We start from the raw sequence: 17,562 nt of genomic DNA on the forward strand, positions 1-17,562 counted from the left end.
AATATTTCCGCGCGGAAGGCCAGGCATGCCCGGCTCGGCGGAATCGGTCGTAACCACCCGCTCAATATCGTGCTGGTGGCCCCGCCCTACTTCGACGTTCCCCCCGCCGGTTACGGCGGTGTCGAGGCCGTGGTGGCCGAACTCGCCGACACCCTGGTCGCCCGCGGGCACCGCGTGACCCTGTTGGGCGCCGGAAAGCCGGGCACCGCAGCGGAATTCGTTCCTGTGTGGGAGCAGACCCAGGCCGAACGGCTCGGCGATCCGTTCCCCGAGGTGGTCAACGCCCTCAAGGTGCGGCGAATCGTGGAGAAACTGGCCCGGTCACGGCATATCGACATCATTCACGACCACACCTTCGCCGGACCGCTCAACGCCCCCGCCTACGAAGCGCTCGGTATCCCCACGGCCGTAACCGTACACGGCCCGGTCGACAACGACATGTGGGAATACTACGGAGCCCTGGACGAACACACCCGGCTCATCGCAATCAGCGACCGACAGCGGGAACTGGCACCGGGTTTCAACTGGATCGCTCGGGTGCACAATGCACTCCGCCCCAGCGAGTGGCCCTTCCGCACCGAGAAGAAGGACTACGCGCTGTTCCTCGGTCGCTATGCGCCGTACAAGGGACCGCAGCTGGCCTTGCGCGCCGCGCACGAAGCCGGTGTGCCACTCATTCTGGCGGGTAAATGCAACGAACCACCGGAGAAGGCGTTCTTCGCACAGGAAATCGAGCCACTGCTCACCGACAGCGACACCGTCTTCGGTGAAGCCGATGCGGTGGCCAAACGAGAACTGCTGGCCTCCGCGCGGTGCCTGCTGTTCCCGATCCGGTGGGAGGAGCCGTTCGGCATCGTGATGATCGAGGCGATGGCGTGCGGGACGCCGGTGGTGGCCCTGCGCGGCGGCGCGGTCGAAGAGGTGATCGAGGACGGCGTCACCGGCATCATCTGCGATGATCCGTCCGAACTGCCCGCGGCCATCGCCCGAGCGAGTGAACTCGATCCGCATGCCTGCCGGCGTCGGGTCGAGGACTATTTCGGGGTCGATCAGCTGGGCGCCGGCTACGAAGCGGCCTACTATCGCATACTCGATGCGTGGGACGAAGCCCACGCCCGGGCACAGACACCGACCGCGACCGGCCTGCGTCACAACGGACTACTCGGTATGCGAGCCGAGGCCGGCACGACCTCGTTATGGAGCCGAGCATGAGCGAACCGCCGCGAGTGTTGAACTCCGGCCAGCCCGCCGCCATCAACGGTGGCGGCGGGACCGTCACCTTGGTCGAGGCGAGCACGTTCTGCCTGTCCGACCATCTCGGTGATATCCACTCCGGAACATCGCAGGGACTGTTCTTCCGGGACGCCCGCGTGCTCTCGCGGTGGGAGTTGCGGTTGGACGGTCAGCACGCCGAGCAGCTGACCGTCCTCACCCCCGAGGCATTCAAGGCTCGGTTCGTCATGCGCAAACCCCCACGTAAGGGGATAGCGGACAGTACGGTCCTGGTGGTCCGCCGACGCCTCATCGGTGATGGGCTCAAAGAGTCCATCACCGTGCGCAATCTGGGGCACGAGGACACCGCGATGACCATCACCCTGTTCGTGGACGCCGATTTCGCGGATCTGTTCGCGGTCAAGGAAGGCCGTAACCACGGCGGTAGCGCCGAAGCCGTCGCCGTGGACGGCGAACTACTGCTCACCGATCGCAACGAGCCCGGCCGTGGCCTGACCATCAGCGCCACGGGCGGGCCGGTCATGTTGCCGGGCAGCGTGAACTGGCAGGTGGTCGTGCCGGCACGCGGCCAATGGCATACCGAGATCGTGGCCCAGCCGGTGCTGTCGCACCGGCGGGTGCAGATGGCGTTCGGCGACGACGAGGACAGCCCGATCAGCCGGATCAAGGCCTGGCGCGCCACGGCGACGGACCTCACCGCCGGCGATCCCAATCTCGGAGATGTCCTGCAACGCACCGAAAGCGACCTGGGTGCATTACGCATCGATGGTCGCGAGGACGGCGCCCCGGCCTATGTGGCCGCCGGCGCCCCCTGGTTCATGACCCTCTTCGGGCGGGACAGCCTGCTCACCTCGTGGATGGCGCTGCCGCTCGACTCCGCCCTGGCGGTCGGCACCCTGCGCCGATTGGCGACGCTGCAGGGCACGAAGGTCAATCCGATCACCGAAGAGGAACCGGGCCGCATCATGCACGAGATGCGGCACGGCCCGGCCAGCGATCAGGTGCTCGGCGGCAATGTGTACTACGGATCGGTCGACGCCACACCATTGTTCGTGATGCTGCTGTCCGAATGCTGGCGGTGGGGCGCCGACGAGAAGATCATCCGGGAACTGCTTCCCGCCGCCGACGCGGCTTTGGCCTGGATCGACGAATACGGCGACGCCGATGGCGACGGTTTCGTCGAATACCGACGCAAAACCGACCGTGGACTCGCCAACCAGGGCTGGAAGGACAGTTTCGACGCCATCAACGACGCCGCCGGGCATTTGGCCGAACCGCCCATCGCCTTGTGCGAGGTCCAGGGCTATGTCTACGCGGCGCGGATGGCACGCGCCCAGCTCGCCGACCACTTCGGCGATATCGAAGGCGCCGCCCGGTTGCGGGAGCGGGCCGAGGATCTGAAAGCCCGGTTCGACGAGGCGTTCTGGGTGGAGAAGAACGGCTGGTACGCGATTGCGCTGGATGGCCAGAAGAACCAGGTCGATTCGCTGACCAGTAATGCCGCCCAATGTCTGTGGACGGGTATCGTCTCCGACGAACGGGCCGCCGAGCTGGTGCAGCGACTCGCCGACCCCAGCATGGACTGCGGTTTCGGGCTGCGCACTCTGGCCTCCACCATGGGTGCCTACAACCCGATGAGTTACCACAACGGTTCGGTGTGGCCACACGATACCGCCATCGCCGTGGCCGGGCTACTGCGCTATCGGCATATCCCGGGCGCGAGCGAACTCGCCGAACGGCTCGCCACCGGCCTGCTCGACGCGGCAAGTGAATTCGGCGGCCGGTTGCCGGAACTGTTCTGCGGTTTCGGACGCACCGAGTTCCGCTCACCGGTGCCCTACCCCACCTCCTGTTCCCCGCAGGCCTGGGCCAGCGCGGCGCCACTGCTGCTGGTGCGATCGTTTCTGGGCCTCGACCCCTGCGTCCCGCATCGCACGCTGCGGGTAACCCCGCAGCTACCGCGGGAATGGGGCAAACTGGTCCTCACCGATCTGCGGCTGGGACCGGCGACGGTCAGTATCCACGCCGAGGGCACGGCCATGCACGTACACGGATTGCCGCAGGACTGGCAGCTGATCACGGAGTAGTGCCGAGACGAGACCCAGAGGAAATCCGCTCGTGTGGTCCAGTTGATCATGGTCGCCTAATATGGACGTCTGTCCACCATATCGTCCATAAGGGGTGGCGCCCATGCAGACGGTCGCTCGGCACCTGTTTCTCGCGATCGCGGTCGTACTCACGACGGTTATCGGCTCCGGCGGCGCGACCGCCGCGATGGTCGACCGAACCGCCACCGCGCCACCCGTGGCGGCGGTGTCCCCGACAAACGGCGCCGAGGTCGGTATCGCGCACCCGGTGATCATTCGGTTTCTCGCGGACGTCACCGACCGTCCCCGCGTCGAGCACACGGTGCGAATCGGCACCGATAAACCGTTGCCCGGCCGTTTCTCCTGGAACGGCCCCCGAGAACTCACCTGGACGCCGACCGGTTTCCTGCCCACAGACAGCACCGTCACGGTAATGGTGGGTGAGCGCCGGACCGAGTTCCACACCAATGCCGGTGTCGTCGCCGATGCGGATATGTCCACCCACACCTTCACCGTCAGCATCGCCGGACAGGTGGTGCGCACAATGCCGGCATCCATGGGCAAACCCGGATGGGAGACCCCGGTCGGCACCTTCCCGATCCTGGAGAAGTTCCGCTACATCGTCTTCGACTCCCGAACCATCGGCATCCCCCTGGATGCACCGGAAGGCTATCTGATCGAAGGCGAATGGGCCGAACGGCTCACCTGGGGCGGGGTGTTCGTCCACTCGGCACCCTGGTCGGTCGATGCACAGGGCAACTCCAATGTCAGCCACGGCTGCATCAACCTCGCTCCCGACGATGCCGCCTGGTACTACGAGAACGTCGGCGTCGGCGACCCGGTGCACGTGCACTGGTAATCCACCGCTCTCCCTTTCGGGCGCTGTCGGCCCCCTTCGGCTATACCAATCGCGTACTCCGGAGATACCATCGCGCGGCGGGCCGGTATCGGATAGAAACAGGGGAAGAACTCCGGCAGTGGAATCGACGAAGGGCTAGGCGTGATGGACCGACCGGACTCTTTCTCCGACCCGGGAGGCGATCCGTATCCGACGGTGCCCATTCCGATTTCGGGCACCGACCGCTACCCCGCCCCCACATCGCAACCACCGGCGGCTTCCGCGCCCGGCACATCGCCGCACCCCCGTCCGGACGGCTTCGGCCATCCCCCTGCGACGCCGTACACGCCCGCACCCGACACCCCGGCGCGGACCGTTTCGTATTCGCTCAGCCCCTTGGACATGTTCGTCACCGAACCACTGCCGATATTTCGGCCCCCCGCGGCGTCCTACCCGCTCGACGAGAAGTACCCCGCGCCCTCCGGTGCACTGCCCGCGCCGCGCGAATATCAGGACTACGAGGGCGAATGGTCCGACTGGGTGGCCGGTCGGACCGATCCGGTGGCCTATCCCGCCAACGCCCCCGACTCCCCCACCCGGGCGGACGCCACGGGCACACCGCCGGATCCCTACCCCGAGGAAACCTCCCCCCACCCACCCGAACCGGATGACACCTCAGAGCCGGTCTCCGCTCCCACCGCCCGGGAAAGACTGCGCCGCCGGCTGGAAACGATCCGACCCACACCCACCGCGCCGCCCGACGCCCCTCGCCGGCCGGACCGGACGCGCTGGGCGACGGTCGTCCTGGGCGCGGCCGGGATGGCGGCGCTGACCGGTGCCGCCTACGTACAGTTCGTGGTGATCGGCTTCGACGACGCCCCACCGCCTGTGCCCTCCGCCTCGACCGCCACCCCGATATCGGCAGCGACCCCCGCATCCGGCGATTGTCCGTCGGAGCGGATCGGCAGCACCGTCCGCGGCAACGGACCGGGCGGCGACGCCTCCGGCCCGGAGGCCATCCTCGCTTTCCAACACGGTTATTACGTCGCCCGCTCCGGAGAACAGGCCCGGGCCGTGGTGGCTCCCGACGCCGCGGTGCCCTCGGCGGCCGATATCCAACGGGGTATCGACACCATCCCCGCCGGGACCACACACTGCGTCACCATCACCCCGGGCGCCTTCGTCGGCCAATACACCGTGGTCATCACCGAATACCGCGCCGGCTCACCGCCGCGCGGCTACAACCCCCAGTTGGTCACCACCATGCAGATCGGGAACCGGACCCTCATCACCGCCATCGGCCCGATGCCCTGACCGGTTCGGCCGCCCGGCGGCCGAACCGCTGCGCCCCACCCCGGACCGTGACCGAACGGGAACCCTATCGACACGACCGAGACCCGCCGGCCACCTGGTCACCCGACGTCGACCGAGGGAGACTCGAGGCATGGACGATATCGGCGAGGAAGATCGGATCAACCGACCATCCGACTCACGATGACGGTGTCCGGAAGGCGGCGATAGCGATGCCCGTACCGACCACAGCACCCGTCCTGGTCGGCACCGACGGCTCCGAATCCGCGCTGTACGCGGTGCGGTGGGCCGCGCAGGTGGCGGCCCGGCGGGGCGTTGCTCTGCATATCGTGCATGCCATCGGCGTACCGGTCGATATCGGGCCGACCCTCGACTACACGCCCCTCGAGGGGAAAACCTATCGGGCGGCAGCACAGGCCGCGGTGGACGACGCCCGCGTGGCCGCAACCGAGGCCGCGGCACCGATTCGACAGATCGAGATCGAGATCTCGGTCTCGGACGAGGCCCCTATTCCGCTGCTGCGGGATCTGTCCGCCCGGGCGCGGCTACTGGTCGTCGGCACCCGCGGGCTCGGGGCCCTACGCCGCGGCCTGCTCGGCTCCGCCAGTAGCTCTCTGGCCCGACACGCCCGCTGTCCCGTCGCGGTCATTCCGGAGGATCCACCCACCGAAGGGCCGGTGGTCGTCGGGGTGGACGGCTCCGGTTACAGCGCACAGGCCGTCGAGATCGCCTTCGAACAGGCGGCCGATCGGAATACCGAACTCATCGCGGTGCACACCTGGTCGGAGTTCTACCGGTACCTGCCCCGGGAGGCGCTGCAGCAGGAGGCGGAGAGCCTGCTCTCGGAGAGCCTGGCCGGTTACTGCCGGGACTATCCCGACCTACGGGTCCGGCGCGTCGTTCGGGAAGACCGACCCGCCCGCGCCATTCTCGATCTCGCCGCCGAGACCGACGCCCAACTCATCGTGGTCGGCAGCCGTGGACGCGGCGGTTTCATCGGACTGGCCCTGGGCGCGGTGAGCCAGGCGACCCTGCACTCCTACGAACGCCCCGTAATCATCGCCCGGGGGGCAACCTGATCTCCGACCACCTCGACGAAACCGACACACCTTCCTCCGATACCACGGCTCCACCTAGAGGTTCAACGGTGGCGACTTCGGGAAGACGACCGGCAGGGCCACCAACGAACGGTGCCACGGTCCGGGACGCCACGCCAGCTGATCCGCCGGCACGGCCAACTCGATTTCCGGCAGCGCATCGAGCAGCTGATCGATGGCGTCCTTCACCGCCAGGTGCGCGACCGAACGGGCGGGGCAGGCATGCGGCCCGACCCCCCACGCCAGGTGCGAACGGTTGTCGGTGAAGTCGGCGCCGCGGATCGTCGGATCGTTGTTGCACGCGGCCATGCTGATCACCACCGGCTGGTGGGCGGGTAGCCAGACACCATCGATGAAAATGGGCTGACGCGGATAGCTGATGCAGTAGTTCGCCATCGGCGGGTCGGTGAACAACACCTCCTCCAAGGCGTCCCGGGTGGCCAGGCTGCCGTCGAGGATATTGGCGGCGAACCGGCTATCGGTCATCATCAGCAGCAAGGTGTTGATGATCAGGTTCTGCACCGGCTCGATCCCGGCCCCGTAGATCGTGATGAGCTGATGGACCATCTCCTCATCGGTCAACCCGTTGGGGTGTTGGATCAACCGGGAGGTGACATCGTCACCCGGCTCGGCGCGTTTGCGCCTGGTCAGCTCGAGCACCGCATCGGTGAGCAGCGCATTGCCCTCGGTCGCATTGATGCCCTCGAAAATGGCCGCCATACCGGTGGCGGCCTGCTGCCCCAGGTCGGGTGGACAACCGATCAGAGCATTGATCGCCGCGAATGCCAGCGGGAACGCGTACTGGGAGACCAGATCGGCCTGGCCGTCCCCACAGAAGGTGTTGATCAACGGAATGGCGATCTGCTCGACGGTGCTGTGCATGGCGTGCAGATCGACCCCGTTCAGGGCGAACACATTGGCGGTCCGGTAGCGGGTATGGGCGGCACCCGCGCTGCGAATCGGGTTGGGCCGCCATTCCATCATCGGCCGCACCGGACAATCGGCGGGGATGTTCTTCTCCCACACCCGAGGATCCGCCGGAAAATGCTCCGGATCGTTCAGAATGCGGACCGCGGTGTGGTAACCGATCACCAGGGTGGCCGGAACACCCGGCGCCAACTCCACCGGCACCAGCGCACCGAACTGCTTGCGCATCTCCCGATACACCCGATGCGGGTCGGCGGCGTACTCCGCCGTGTACAGGGGGATCCGCGGCCCGTCGGCATCGAGGGGGGACCCGTGGATGAATGAGGCACCCGCGGGCACCGACAGCGGTTGGTTGCTGTGCTGTGATGTGGTCAAGTGACGTCACTCCAGGTGATGAGAGAATTCTCGGCAATCGAAACACAGACCGGTCCGGCGTGCTCATCGAGCAGGCGACCGCACCGGAAACCGTGCGAACAGAGCCGAGCGGAAGCCCCTCACTTCTACCACTAACCGTAGTTTTCGAAGGGCAAACCTCGAAAATCGGTGTGGAGACAGCACTTCACCGCCCGAAACGGCCTCGGCATCGCCGTGCTCGGGCCGATATCACGACCCGAGGCAACGATTCCGCCCACCAATTCGGCAGGGCACCCGACGCTCGCGGTTCGCCGGCTGCGCTACCGGATATCTCCCAGGTACACGGGCAATTTCTGGTGACCGTTCGATACGAAACTCACAACCGGCACCAACTCGCTCGGCTCCACCGCCAACCGCATCTGGGGGAACCGCCGGAACAACGCGGGCAGCGCCAATTCTCCCTCCAGCCGCGCCAGCGGCGCGCCGATGCAGTGATGCGCGCCGTGTCCGAACGCAACATGATCCTTGACGGCCCGGGACGGATCGAAGGTATCGGTGGTGGCGCCATGCACCTTCGGATCACGGCTCGCCGCCGCGTACGAAGCGAGAATGGCCTCACCCTTGGCGATACGCAATCCCTCGATCTCGATATCGTCCACGGCATAACGCAATGGCAGATGCGCGACCGGCGCCTCGTACCGTAGCGTCTCCTCCACCACATCGGCCCAGCTCACCGTGCCGGCCAGAGCCGCCTCCCGCTGTTCGGGATGGGTGAGCAATGCAACGATGGCCTGATCCAACAGATTGACCGTGGTCTCGTGGCCCGCGTTGATGACCAGCATCAACGTGTCCACCAGTTCCTTCTCGGTCAACTGCGAACCGTCCTCGTCCCGGGTCGTGATCATCACGCTGGTGATATCGTCTCCCGGATTCTCCCGGCGGTAGGCGACGAGTTCGGTGACCAGACCGTACATTTCGACGTAGTTGGCCTGCGCCTCCTCTTGGCCGATGGTGGTGTCGAAATACCGGTCGACGCAGATGCGCAGTCCAGGGGCCAGAGAGTCCGGCACACCGAGCAACTCGGTGATGACCTGGATGGGGACCGGATAGGCGTACCCCTCACGCAGGTCCACCACCTGTCCCGGAGGTGTGTCCGCCAACCGGTCGAGCAATTCGGTGACGAGCGCTTCGATACGGGGACGCAGGGCCAGGGTGCGCCGATGGGTGAACGCCGGCGAGACCAGTTTGCGCAGCCGACGGTGATCGGCCCCGTAGGCGGTGAACATATTGTCCACCGCGATCCACGGCAGCAACGGCCAGTCCTCGGTGATCTCACCGTTGATGAAGGCCGTCCAATGCTGTCGGGGGTCCTTGGAGACCCGCGGATCGGCCAGCAGGCTCTTCAATACGGCGGCGTCGGTGACGGCCCAGGCCGGGACCCCGCCGGGCAGTTCCACCAGGGCGGCAGGCCCCTGAGCGCGTAACCGGGCGGTCTCCCCGTGTAGGTCGGCGCCCGCCATATCCAGGACGAGGGTTTCGCGTTCCAACGAAAACTCCTTACACAATGTTCAACGGCGGAGAGGGTGGGAAGACCACGGGCAGCGCGGCCAACGCCCGGTGCCACGGTCCGGGCCGCCAGGACAACTCCTTCGCGGGCACTGCCAATTCCATCTCCGGAAGCGCGTCGAGCAACTGATCGATCGCCTCCTGAACAATCACCAGAGCCGGTGACTGCGCGGGACACGCATGCGGGCCGATGCTCCACGCCAAGTGCGAACGATTGCCGACACGTTCCCCACCGCGGATGGCCGGATCGTTGTTGCACGCGGCCATACTGACCACCACCGGCTGGTGCGCAGGCAGCCAAGTGTTGTCGATGAGGATCGGCTGCCGCGGGTAGGTGGTACAGAAATTCGCCATCGGCGGGTCGTTGAACAACACCTCGTCCAATGCGTCACGCGTGGACAGGCTGCCGCCGAGAATACCTCCGCCGAGCCGGTCGTCGGTGAGCATCAGCAGCAGGGTGTTGATGATCAGATTCTGTTCCGGTTCCAGGCCGGCACCGTAGAAGCTGATCAGATTCGACAGCAGCTCTTCCTCGTTCAGATTTGCCGGGTGATGCACCAATCGGGAGGTGACATCGTTGCCGGGTTCGGCCCGTTTCGCGGCGATGAGCTCCAGCAGCGCCTCACTGAGGTAGTTCATCCCCCATTCGGCATTGACCGTGTCGAACAGGGCGGCCATCCCGGTGGCGACCCGCTCCCCCAGTTCGGGGGTGCAGCCGACCATCCGGTTGAGCACCTCGAATACCAACGGGAACGCATACTGGGAGACCAGGTCCGCCGAACCGTTCTCACAGAACGAGTTGATCAATGGAATCGCGATCTGCTCCACCGTCTGGTGGAGTTCGTGCAGATCGATACCGTCGATGGCGGCCACATAGGCCTGACGGTAGCGCTGATGCACCTCCCCACTGTTGCGCAGAGCGTTCGGATACCACTCCATCATCGGTCTGATCGGCGAATCGGGCGGAATACTGTTCTGCCAGACCCGCGGATCGGCGGGGAAGCGCTCCGGATCGTTGAGGATTCGCACGGCTGCCTCGTATCCGATCACCAATGTCGCCGGAACATCGGGGGCCAGATCGATCGGTACGAGGGAGCCGTGTCGGTTTCGCATCTCCCGGTAGGCGCCGTGCGGGTCGGCGGCGAATTCCTCCGAGTACAGGGAGAAACGCGGACCGGGCTCTCCATTGGGGTCGCCCTGGGTGACCGGGCATCCGGTGAACGGAGGTTGTTGCTGCGAAACCGGGGGGTACTGCGTACTCAAAGACGAGACTCCAAACGATGGAACAGATATTCGACCAACGTGATGAGTGCCTGCAGGCAGGTTCGCCGGTCGCGGGCGTCGAGAGCCGTCAACGGGGCGTCATCGGTCAGGTCGAGCGCGTCCCGGATCTCCGCGAGCGGATACCGATTCGCACCCTCGAACTCGTTGACGCCCACCGCGTAGGGGACACCGCGTTCCTCGAGGACCGCCAGCACCTCGTCGGCCTTCTCGATCCGCCGGGTATCGACCAGAACGAGAGCGCCGAGTGCGCCCCTGGCCAATTCCTCCCAGAGCGGAACGAACCGCTGCTGCCCCGGAGTCCCGAAAAGGTACAGCGCCAGTTCGGGATTCAGGGTTATCCGACCGAAGTCCATGGCGACCGTGGTCTGTGTCTTCGAACCCAGTCCGGCCAGATCGTCGACACCGATACTGGCCTCGGTGATGGTTTCCTCGGTACGCAGCGGCTTGATCTCCGACACACTGCTCACGAAGGTGGTCTTGCCGACGCCGAAATTACCGGCCACCAGCAATTTCACCGATCGGGTCACGGTCTCCGGCACATAATCGACGGCGCGGTTTTCCGCGGACCGGTCAGGCCGGGAGAGCACGGAGCCCATTGAGTACCTCCTCGAGCAGGGCTATCTCCGGCAGTTTCTCAGCCGGGATCGGGATGTTCAGATGTCCGCTGTCCAGTAGGTCGGAAACGATGATCGTCACCACGGACGGGGGCAGGTCGAGATAAGCAGCGATCTCGGCGATCGACAGAGCACCGTGACTACAGACATCGACCACCCGGCGCACATCGGGGCCTGCCCCGGGCGCCGGGTCCTTGGCGGCGATGACCAGTGTGACCAGGTCCAATTCACGGCTCGGACGCGAGCGTCCGCCGGTCCGCACATAGGCGCGGACCAGGTCCGGATCACGCCGTGATCCGCTCACCGCAGATCGCCGCCGGGTCGTCTGCGCGGCTCGGAGCCGAGTTCGTGACCGACACGAGCGGCGAGCTCGTTCATTCGGTGCGCGATGAGCCCCACATCGATATCCGGCAGGGTGGACACACCCAGCAGGGCACCTTCACCCGCAGCGGTGATGAGGATCATGCCCTCGCCGTATTCGGTCATATTCTGCCGCACGTCGTTTCCGGAGCCGCCACAGAACTCACCGAGCGCCTTACCGAGCGACCGGAGGCCCGAGGCCGCGGCGGAGAAACGTTCGGCCTGATCCCGGCTGATGCCCGTCGAATGTGCGATACGCAGACCGTCCTCCGACAGCAGGACCGCGAATCGGACGCCGGGAACCTCGAGATCGTTCAGTAACCAGCCCAGCTTGTTGCTGCTGTCGGTGACCACAGTTCTCGGTGAGCCCATCAGGATGTCATCCCTTCGGTGTGTTCGGAAGCGGCAGCACGACCACTCTTGGAGCCGCTCTGCCACGCTGCTGCGATTTCGGGACGAGGCTGTCCCGGTTCGGACCGGGTGCGCCCGGTCTGGGCGGAGGGAACGGCGGACGCCACACGACGTCGCCGCTTGGGCAGGCCTCCACTGGTGATGTCGTGGACCGTGGACCGCTGGTCGTTGCCGGCCTGCTCGCTCACTCCGCTCACGGTTTCTCCCCCCGTCATCGCCACACCACTCGGTGTTGTCACTCCGGTCAGCATCGAGGAGCCGGATGTCGTTCCGATGGAGGAGGAGTTTCCGGACGTGGTGGGGGCGGCAGAAACCGACGGCACCCCGACGGGAGAGGTACCGGACGGCCCGGCGCCGTTACCACCCACTGCCGCGAGCTCACGCGCGGCAGGCGCACCACCGGAGCTCTCGCTCTCCTGGGTTGCGCGCGGCGCGACGAGCAGGGCCTCGGGGATGTAGACCATGGCACGCATACCACCGTAGGCATTGGGGCCGTCGATGTAGACGGTGAAGCCGTAACGGCGGGCCAGGGCGGCGATACCGGGGAAACCGACCTTGGGGGACGGACCCAGCTGGTGGATGTCGACCGGCCGCTCGCCCGCGAGAATCTGCCGAGCCTCTTCCATCTGCTCGGCATTCATCCGCACACCGGCGTCGTCGACGATCACGGTGACACCGTGGTGGCCTTCCTGGAAGGTGACATCGACATACGAGGTGGGCGGCGAGTACCGCAGAGCGTTGTCGATGAGCGAGGCCAGGGTGTGCACCAGCGGCTCCACCGCACGACTGATGACGATCCGGTCGAGCTGGTTGGAACGCACCCGCAGATAGTCGCGGACACGTCCGGTGGCACCACCGACGACGTCGGTGAGCGACTGGGCGGGCCACCGTCGACCGGGCAGACCACCACAGACGATCACGTAGGACTGCGCCTGACGGATCATCTGCTGCACGGTGTGGTCGATACGGATGAGGGTTTCGTAGACGCGGTCGTCCCGGTGTTCGCGCAGCGCGGCGCTGACCACCTGGCTGACGTCGGCGCCCAGGCTCACCACGGAGGTACCGAAGGAGCGCACCGCGGCGCTGGTGGCCTCACGGGAGGTCGACTCGACCTGCGCCCGGGCCGACTCCTCCTCGGCACGCACGGCCTCCTCGGCCGCGGTGACCGCTTCTTTCAGCTTTTCTTCGTGCTCTCGGGTGAGGGTGTCCCGGGTCTCGGTCTGCACCGCGCGCAGGTCTTCGGTGAATCGTTCGACGATCCAGCGCAGACATTGCGCGAAACGTGAGTTCTCCAGACCCGACGGCACTTCGGGACCCGCGGCAGGTTGCTCGAAACGGCGTAGCGAATCCGATAGCGCGGGTAGCGTACTGGCGGCGAGATTTTCGAGGGCGTCCTCGCGTACCCCCAGCTCACGCTCCAGAACATCTATTCGGTTCTGCAGCCCGCTTACGGTCCGAACGGCGTACCACGCCACGCCGAGCACCAGAATGGGGGCGAGGATCCAGGGAAGCAGCACGGCGGTATTCAGGTTCATCAGCTTTCTCGTCGTTGACGGGGCTCGAGGGTGCGCCACGCGATGCCACAGCATTCTTCTGCCACAGCGCTCGTCTCGCCTTCCTCGCGACGCCGACCATGATTGCCCCTGGCCGGATGAGGTACTCGCCGGGTACCGGCGGCGATCCCCGACCGCCCATCCCGGCGCCCACTCACGATATTCCAAAGTGGCCGAAAGACAAGACGATCGGTCGATCACGGCACCACCGGAACATCTTCGTCCGATGGCCCCGAACCCGACGACACGCACACCCTAGCAGTATTCCCGGCCACATGTTCAATATCCGACAACTATTAATTTGTCCCGCATCCGGCCGCGGCGTGTCGACCTCGGGAATCTCAGAATTATTGAGCCGGTTGCGATCACCGCAACACCCCTTCCACACCCCGGCGGACACATTTCGACGTCTCGTCCATCCCATGCCGGCGCGCATCCCAACTCCCCTGCGGGACAAAACGAACCGCCCAGTACACACCCGGTGGGCGTAACCGCGGAGCAGACACCATGGCACTCCAAATTGCCTCGCCGACCGGACAGGTGCTATAAGAGCGACCGTGCCGTCGTACGTGAAACCGCAACGGCCGTACGTTCTTCGAGAACGCCACGGCAATCACCTCTCGACCCGCCCGAGAAAGATGGTTGCGGAGCGCGAATGATCTTCGACCAGAGCCGAAAAGGTATCTGTAACGGCGTATAACGCCACTATTACGGACCAATCAACACGATGGTCACGGAAAGCGGTTCGAGCCCGAGTTTCCCAACCATCGACACAGCCGCCACATTCCGAAATGTCGATGCGCCACACGAACAACGACATCCGTCATTACCGGCACACCCTACGCGACAACCGCCACGGAAGCACGGCCACGCAGGCGGCACCGCTACGACATCACACCCACCCGTGATCGATAGCGGTGGCACATAACCCCCGGACACGGCGGTGCCCCCGGGACAACCGTCCCGGGGGCACCGCCGATGTTTCGCGAAACGCGCTCAGACCGTGAAACCGAGAGCACGCAACTGTTCTCGTCCGTCCTCGGTGATCTTGTCCGGACCCCACGGCGGCATCCACACCCAGTTGATCTTCAGATCGTCGACCAGGCCGCTGCGCACCAGCGCATTGCGGGACTGGTCCTCGATCACATCGGTGAGCGGGCAGGCGGCCGAGGTCAGGGTCATATCGAGCACCGCGGTTCGATCCTCGAGCCGCATGCCGTACACCAGCCCCAGATCGACGACGTTGATGCCCAACTCGGGATCGACCACATCGCGCATGGCCTCTTCGATGTCCTCGAGCTGCTTCAGTTCCTCCGCCGACAGCTCGGCCTGCGCCGGCTCGGCCGCCCGGTCGGTGGTCTCGGTGGATGGTGTATCGGTCATGCTGACTCCCCGTTTCCTGCCGTACGGCCCGCCATCTCGCCGGTGGCCCCGTCGATCCGGACCACGGCGTCCTTGAACGCCATCCAACCCAGCAGCGCGCATTTCACCCGCGCCGGATACTTGGCGACACCCGCGAAGGCGATACCGTCGCCGATCACGTCCTCGTCACCCTCGACGGTACCCCGGCCGGCGATCATTTCGTTGAACGCGTCGACCACCTTCAGTGCTTCCGGCAACGGCAACCCGATCACCTGATCGGTGAGCACCGATGTGGAGGCCTGGCTGATCGAACAGCCCTGTCCGTCGTAGGAGACGTCGGCGACCTCACCGTCGTCGCCGAGATGAACGCGCAGGGTCACCTCGTCACCGCAGGTGGGATTCACATGGTGCACCTCGGCACCGAACGGCTCCCGCAGCCCGCGATTGTGCGGATGCTTGTAGTGGTCCAGGATGACTTCCTGGTACATCTGCTCCATGCGCATGGTCTATACAACCCCGAAGAAGCTCTGAGCCTTCCGCACCGCGGCGACCAATGCGTCCACCTCGTCGAGGGTGTTGTAGACCGCGAAGGACGCCCGGGCGGTGGCGGCGATTCCGAACCGGCGATGCAGCGGCCAGGCGCAGTGGTGCCCGACCCGAATCGCCACCCCCTCGTCGTCGAGGATCTGGCCGACATCGTGCGCGTGGATCCCGTCCACGACGAACGACACGGCACCACCGCGATCGATGTTGTCGGTGGGACCGACGATCCGCACGCCATCGATCGAACCGAGCCCTTCCAGGGCGGCGTCGACCAGGGCGTGTTCGTGCGCGGCAACGGCATCCATACCGATTTCCCGGAGGTATCCCACGGCGGCGCCGAGTCCGACCACCTGCGAGGTCATCGGCACCCCGGCCTCGAACCGCTGCGGCGGCGGAGCGTAGGTGCTGCCCTCCATGGTGACCGTCTCGATCATGGAACCGCCGGTGATGAACGGCGGGGTATCCGCGAGCAGCGACCGCCGCCCGTACAACACCCCGACCCCGGACGGGCCGAGCATCTTGTGCCCGGAGAAGGCCGCGAAATCCACGTCCAGGGCCCGGAAGTCCACCGGCATGTGCGGAACCGACTGGCAGGCGTCCAATACCACCAGGGCGCCGACCTCGCGGGCGCGGCGCACCAGTTCGGCCACCGGGGCGACCGCACCGGTGACATTGGACTGGTGGGTGAAGGCGACGACCTTCGTCTTCGGTGAGAGCTCGTGCGAATCGAGATCGATACGTCCGTCGTCGGTGACCCCGTACCAGCGCAGGGTCGCCCCGGTACGCCGGGCCAATTCCTGCCACGGCACCAGGTTGGCGTGGTGTTCCAGTTCGGTGATGATGATCTCGTCGCCCGGTCCCACCCGGTAGGGGAACCGGTCGTCGGCGAACGAGTAGGTCACCAGGTTCAGCGATTCGGTCGCGTTCTTGGTGAAAACGATCTCGTCGGCATCGACCCCGACGAACCGCGCGATATCGGCGCGGGCGCCCTCGTAGGCGTCGGTGGCCTCCTCCGCCAACTGGTGCGCGCCGCGATGCACGGCCGAGTTGCGGGTGAGCAGGAAATCGCGTTCGGCATCCAGCACCGCCACCGGCCGCTGCGAGGTCGCCCCGGAATCCAGATACACCAACGGCTTCCCATCCCGAACCGTGCGGTTCAGGATGGGGAAATCAGCCCGGATCCGGCCGATATCGAGGGTGCGGACGGTTGCGGTCATATCACGCTCCGGCGGTCGCGGACTGGGTGAAACGGACGTAGCCGTTGGCGTCGAGTTCCTCCGCCAGTTCGGGGCCGCCCTCGGCGACGACCCGGCCGCCGACGAACACGTGCACGAACTGCGGTTGGATGTAGCGCAGGATGCGGGTGTAGTGGGTGATCAGCAGAATGCCGCCGTTCTCCCGCTCCTTGTAGCGGTTCACGCCCTCGGACACGATACGCAGGGCGTCCACGTCCAGACCGGAGTCGGTTTCGTCCAGGATGGCGATCTTCGGCTTCAGCAGACCCAGCTGCAGGATCTCGTGGCGCTTCTTCTCACCGCCGGAGAAGCCCTCGTTCACACTGCGCTCGGCGAAGGCGGGGTCGATATCGAGTTCGCTCATCGACTCCTTCACCTCCTTCACCCAGTGCCGCAGCTTGGGGGCCTCACCGCGGACGGCGGTGGCGGCGGTGCGCAGGAAGTTCGACATCGATACCCCCGGCACCTCGACCGGGTACTGCATGGCCAGGAACAGACCCGCGCGCGCACGTTCGTCGACGGACATCGCCAGCACGTCCTCACCGTCGAGGGTGATGGACCCGGAGGTGACGGTGTACTTGGGATGGCCGGCGATGGCGTAGGACAGGGTGGACTTGCCGGAGCCGTTGGGTCCCATGATGGCGTGGGTCTCACCGGATTTCACGGTGAGGTTCACGCCCTTGAGGATCTTGACGGTCTCCCCGTCCGGGGTGGCGACCTCGGCGTGCAGGTCCTTGATTTCCAGGGTGGTCATAGGTGGCAGGATTCCTTCGTGGGCTGGGAGTTC

The 17,562-nt window shown here is 65.8% G+C and carries 16 protein-coding genes; 5 read left to right on the forward strand and 11 right to left on the reverse strand.

Translation table 11 applies throughout. The annotated features are described in order from the left end of the window. Positions 1-42 precede the first annotated feature (42 nt). From ON32_RS12435 to ON32_RS12455, 5 genes are all read left to right on the forward strand, one after another. Positions 43-1,212, forward strand: a complete 1,170-nt coding sequence (locus ON32_RS12435; protein ID WP_373284301.1) for a glycosyltransferase family 4 protein — start codon at positions 43-45, stop codon at positions 1,210-1,212. Further along, complete coding sequence (locus tag ON32_RS12440; RefSeq protein ID WP_040791258.1) at positions 1,209-3,320, forward strand: amylo-alpha-1,6-glucosidase; 2,112 nt, start codon at positions 1,209-1,211, stop codon at positions 3,318-3,320. Before ON32_RS12435 ends, ON32_RS12440 begins: the two co-directional genes overlap by 4 nt. Before the next feature lie 103 nt (positions 3,321-3,423). Further along, positions 3,424-4,179, forward strand: coding sequence for a L,D-transpeptidase (locus ON32_RS12445; RefSeq protein ID WP_040791010.1), 756 nt, complete (start codon positions 3,424-3,426; stop codon positions 4,177-4,179). Between the two features lie 195 nt (positions 4,180-4,374). Next, on the forward strand, positions 4,375-5,472 hold the full coding sequence (locus ON32_RS28500) for a DUF8176 domain-containing protein (protein WP_157224180.1): 1,098 nt from the start codon (positions 4,375-4,377) through the stop codon (positions 5,470-5,472). A gap of 209 nt (positions 5,473-5,681) precedes the next feature. Further along, positions 5,682-6,548, forward strand: coding sequence for a universal stress protein (locus ON32_RS12455; protein ID WP_040791260.1), 867 nt, complete (start codon positions 5,682-5,684; stop codon positions 6,546-6,548). Between the two features lie 54 nt (positions 6,549-6,602). On the opposite strand, the gene ON32_RS12460 is transcribed toward ON32_RS12455, so the two are convergent. From ON32_RS12460 to sufC, 11 genes are all read right to left on the reverse strand, one after another. After that, entirely contained in the window at positions 6,603-7,868 is a 1,266-nt protein-coding gene (locus ON32_RS12460; RefSeq protein ID WP_245550995.1) for a cytochrome P450, read from the reverse strand. A gap of 299 nt (positions 7,869-8,167) precedes the next feature. Next, positions 8,168-9,394 carry a cytochrome P450 family protein gene (locus ON32_RS12465; RefSeq protein WP_040791011.1) on the reverse strand — a complete coding sequence of 409 codons (1,227 nt, stop codon included), beginning with the start codon at positions 9,392-9,394 and terminating at the stop codon, positions 8,168-8,170. A 10-nt stretch (positions 9,395-9,404) separates the two neighbouring features. Further along, entirely contained in the window at positions 9,405-10,676 is a 1,272-nt protein-coding gene (locus ON32_RS12470) for a cytochrome P450 (RefSeq protein WP_040791012.1), read from the reverse strand. Beyond that, positions 10,673-11,293, reverse strand: coding sequence for a GTP-binding protein (locus ON32_RS12475; RefSeq protein ID WP_051133168.1), 621 nt, complete (start codon positions 11,291-11,293; stop codon positions 10,673-10,675). Before ON32_RS12475 ends, ON32_RS12470 begins: the two co-directional genes overlap by 4 nt. Beyond that, positions 11,268-11,615, reverse strand: coding sequence for a DUF742 domain-containing protein (locus ON32_RS12480; protein WP_040791013.1), 348 nt, complete (start codon positions 11,613-11,615; stop codon positions 11,268-11,270). Before ON32_RS12480 ends, ON32_RS12475 begins: the two co-directional genes overlap by 26 nt. Continuing rightward, positions 11,612-12,043 carry a roadblock/LC7 domain-containing protein gene (locus ON32_RS12485; protein WP_051133169.1) on the reverse strand — a complete coding sequence of 144 codons (432 nt, stop codon included), beginning with the start codon at positions 12,041-12,043 and terminating at the stop codon, positions 11,612-11,614. Before ON32_RS12485 ends, ON32_RS12480 begins: the two co-directional genes overlap by 4 nt. Continuing rightward, positions 12,043-13,617, reverse strand: a complete 1,575-nt coding sequence (locus ON32_RS12490; RefSeq protein ID WP_040791015.1) for an ATP-binding protein — start codon at positions 13,615-13,617, stop codon at positions 12,043-12,045. Before ON32_RS12490 ends, ON32_RS12485 begins: the two co-directional genes overlap by 1 nt. Before the next feature lie 1,014 nt (positions 13,618-14,631). Then, positions 14,632-15,018, reverse strand: a complete 387-nt coding sequence (locus ON32_RS12495) for a metal-sulfur cluster assembly factor (RefSeq protein ID WP_040791016.1) — start codon at positions 15,016-15,018, stop codon at positions 14,632-14,634. Next, a complete protein-coding gene (gene sufU, locus ON32_RS12500; RefSeq protein WP_040791017.1) occupies positions 15,015-15,500 on the reverse strand; it encodes a Fe-S cluster assembly sulfur transfer protein SufU in 486 nt (161 codons plus the stop codon). Before sufU ends, ON32_RS12495 begins: the two co-directional genes overlap by 4 nt. A gap of 3 nt (positions 15,501-15,503) precedes the next feature. Then, positions 15,504-16,757 carry a cysteine desulfurase gene (locus tag ON32_RS12505; protein ID WP_040791018.1) on the reverse strand — a complete coding sequence of 418 codons (1,254 nt, stop codon included), beginning with the start codon at positions 16,755-16,757 and terminating at the stop codon, positions 15,504-15,506. Between the two features lies 1 nt (position 16,758). Next, positions 16,759-17,529: a Fe-S cluster assembly ATPase SufC gene (sufC, locus tag ON32_RS12510; RefSeq protein WP_040791019.1), complete on the reverse strand. Its 771-nt coding sequence runs from the start codon at positions 17,527-17,529 to the stop codon at positions 16,759-16,761. Positions 17,530-17,562: the final 33 nt, after the last annotated feature.

Origin of the sequence: Nocardia paucivorans NBRC 100373 (assembly GCF_000308675.1) — a bacterium.
In the GTDB taxonomy this organism is placed as follows: domain Bacteria; phylum Actinomycetota; class Actinomycetes; order Mycobacteriales; family Mycobacteriaceae; genus Nocardia; species Nocardia paucivorans.

Coding starts and splice junctions, on each gene's coding strand:
- sufU (WP_040791017.1), bottom strand. CDS start 15,500: ATGCGCATGGAGCAGATGTACCAGGAAGTCATCCTGGACCACTACAAG.
- ON32_RS12505 (WP_040791018.1), bottom strand. CDS start 16,757: ATGACCGCAACCGTCCGCACCCTCGATATCGGCCGGATCCGGGCTGAT.
- ON32_RS12490 (WP_040791015.1), bottom strand. CDS start 13,617: ATGAACCTGAATACCGCCGTGCTGCTTCCCTGGATCCTCGCCCCCATT.
- ON32_RS12455 (WP_040791260.1), top strand. CDS start 5,682: ATGCCCGTACCGACCACAGCACCCGTCCTGGTCGGCACCGACGGCTCC.
- ON32_RS12485 (WP_051133169.1), bottom strand. CDS start 12,043: ATGGGCTCACCGAGAACTGTGGTCACCGACAGCAGCAACAAGCTGGGC.
- ON32_RS12445 (WP_040791010.1), top strand. CDS start 3,424: ATGCAGACGGTCGCTCGGCACCTGTTTCTCGCGATCGCGGTCGTACTC.
- ON32_RS12440 (WP_040791258.1), top strand. CDS start 1,209: ATGAGCGAACCGCCGCGAGTGTTGAACTCCGGCCAGCCCGCCGCCATC.
- ON32_RS12495 (WP_040791016.1), bottom strand. CDS start 15,018: ATGACCGATACACCATCCACCGAGACCACCGACCGGGCGGCCGAGCCG.
- ON32_RS12475 (WP_051133168.1), bottom strand. CDS start 11,293: ATGGGCTCCGTGCTCTCCCGGCCTGACCGGTCCGCGGAAAACCGCGCC.
- sufC (WP_040791019.1), bottom strand. CDS start 17,529: ATGACCACCCTGGAAATCAAGGACCTGCACGCCGAGGTCGCCACCCCG.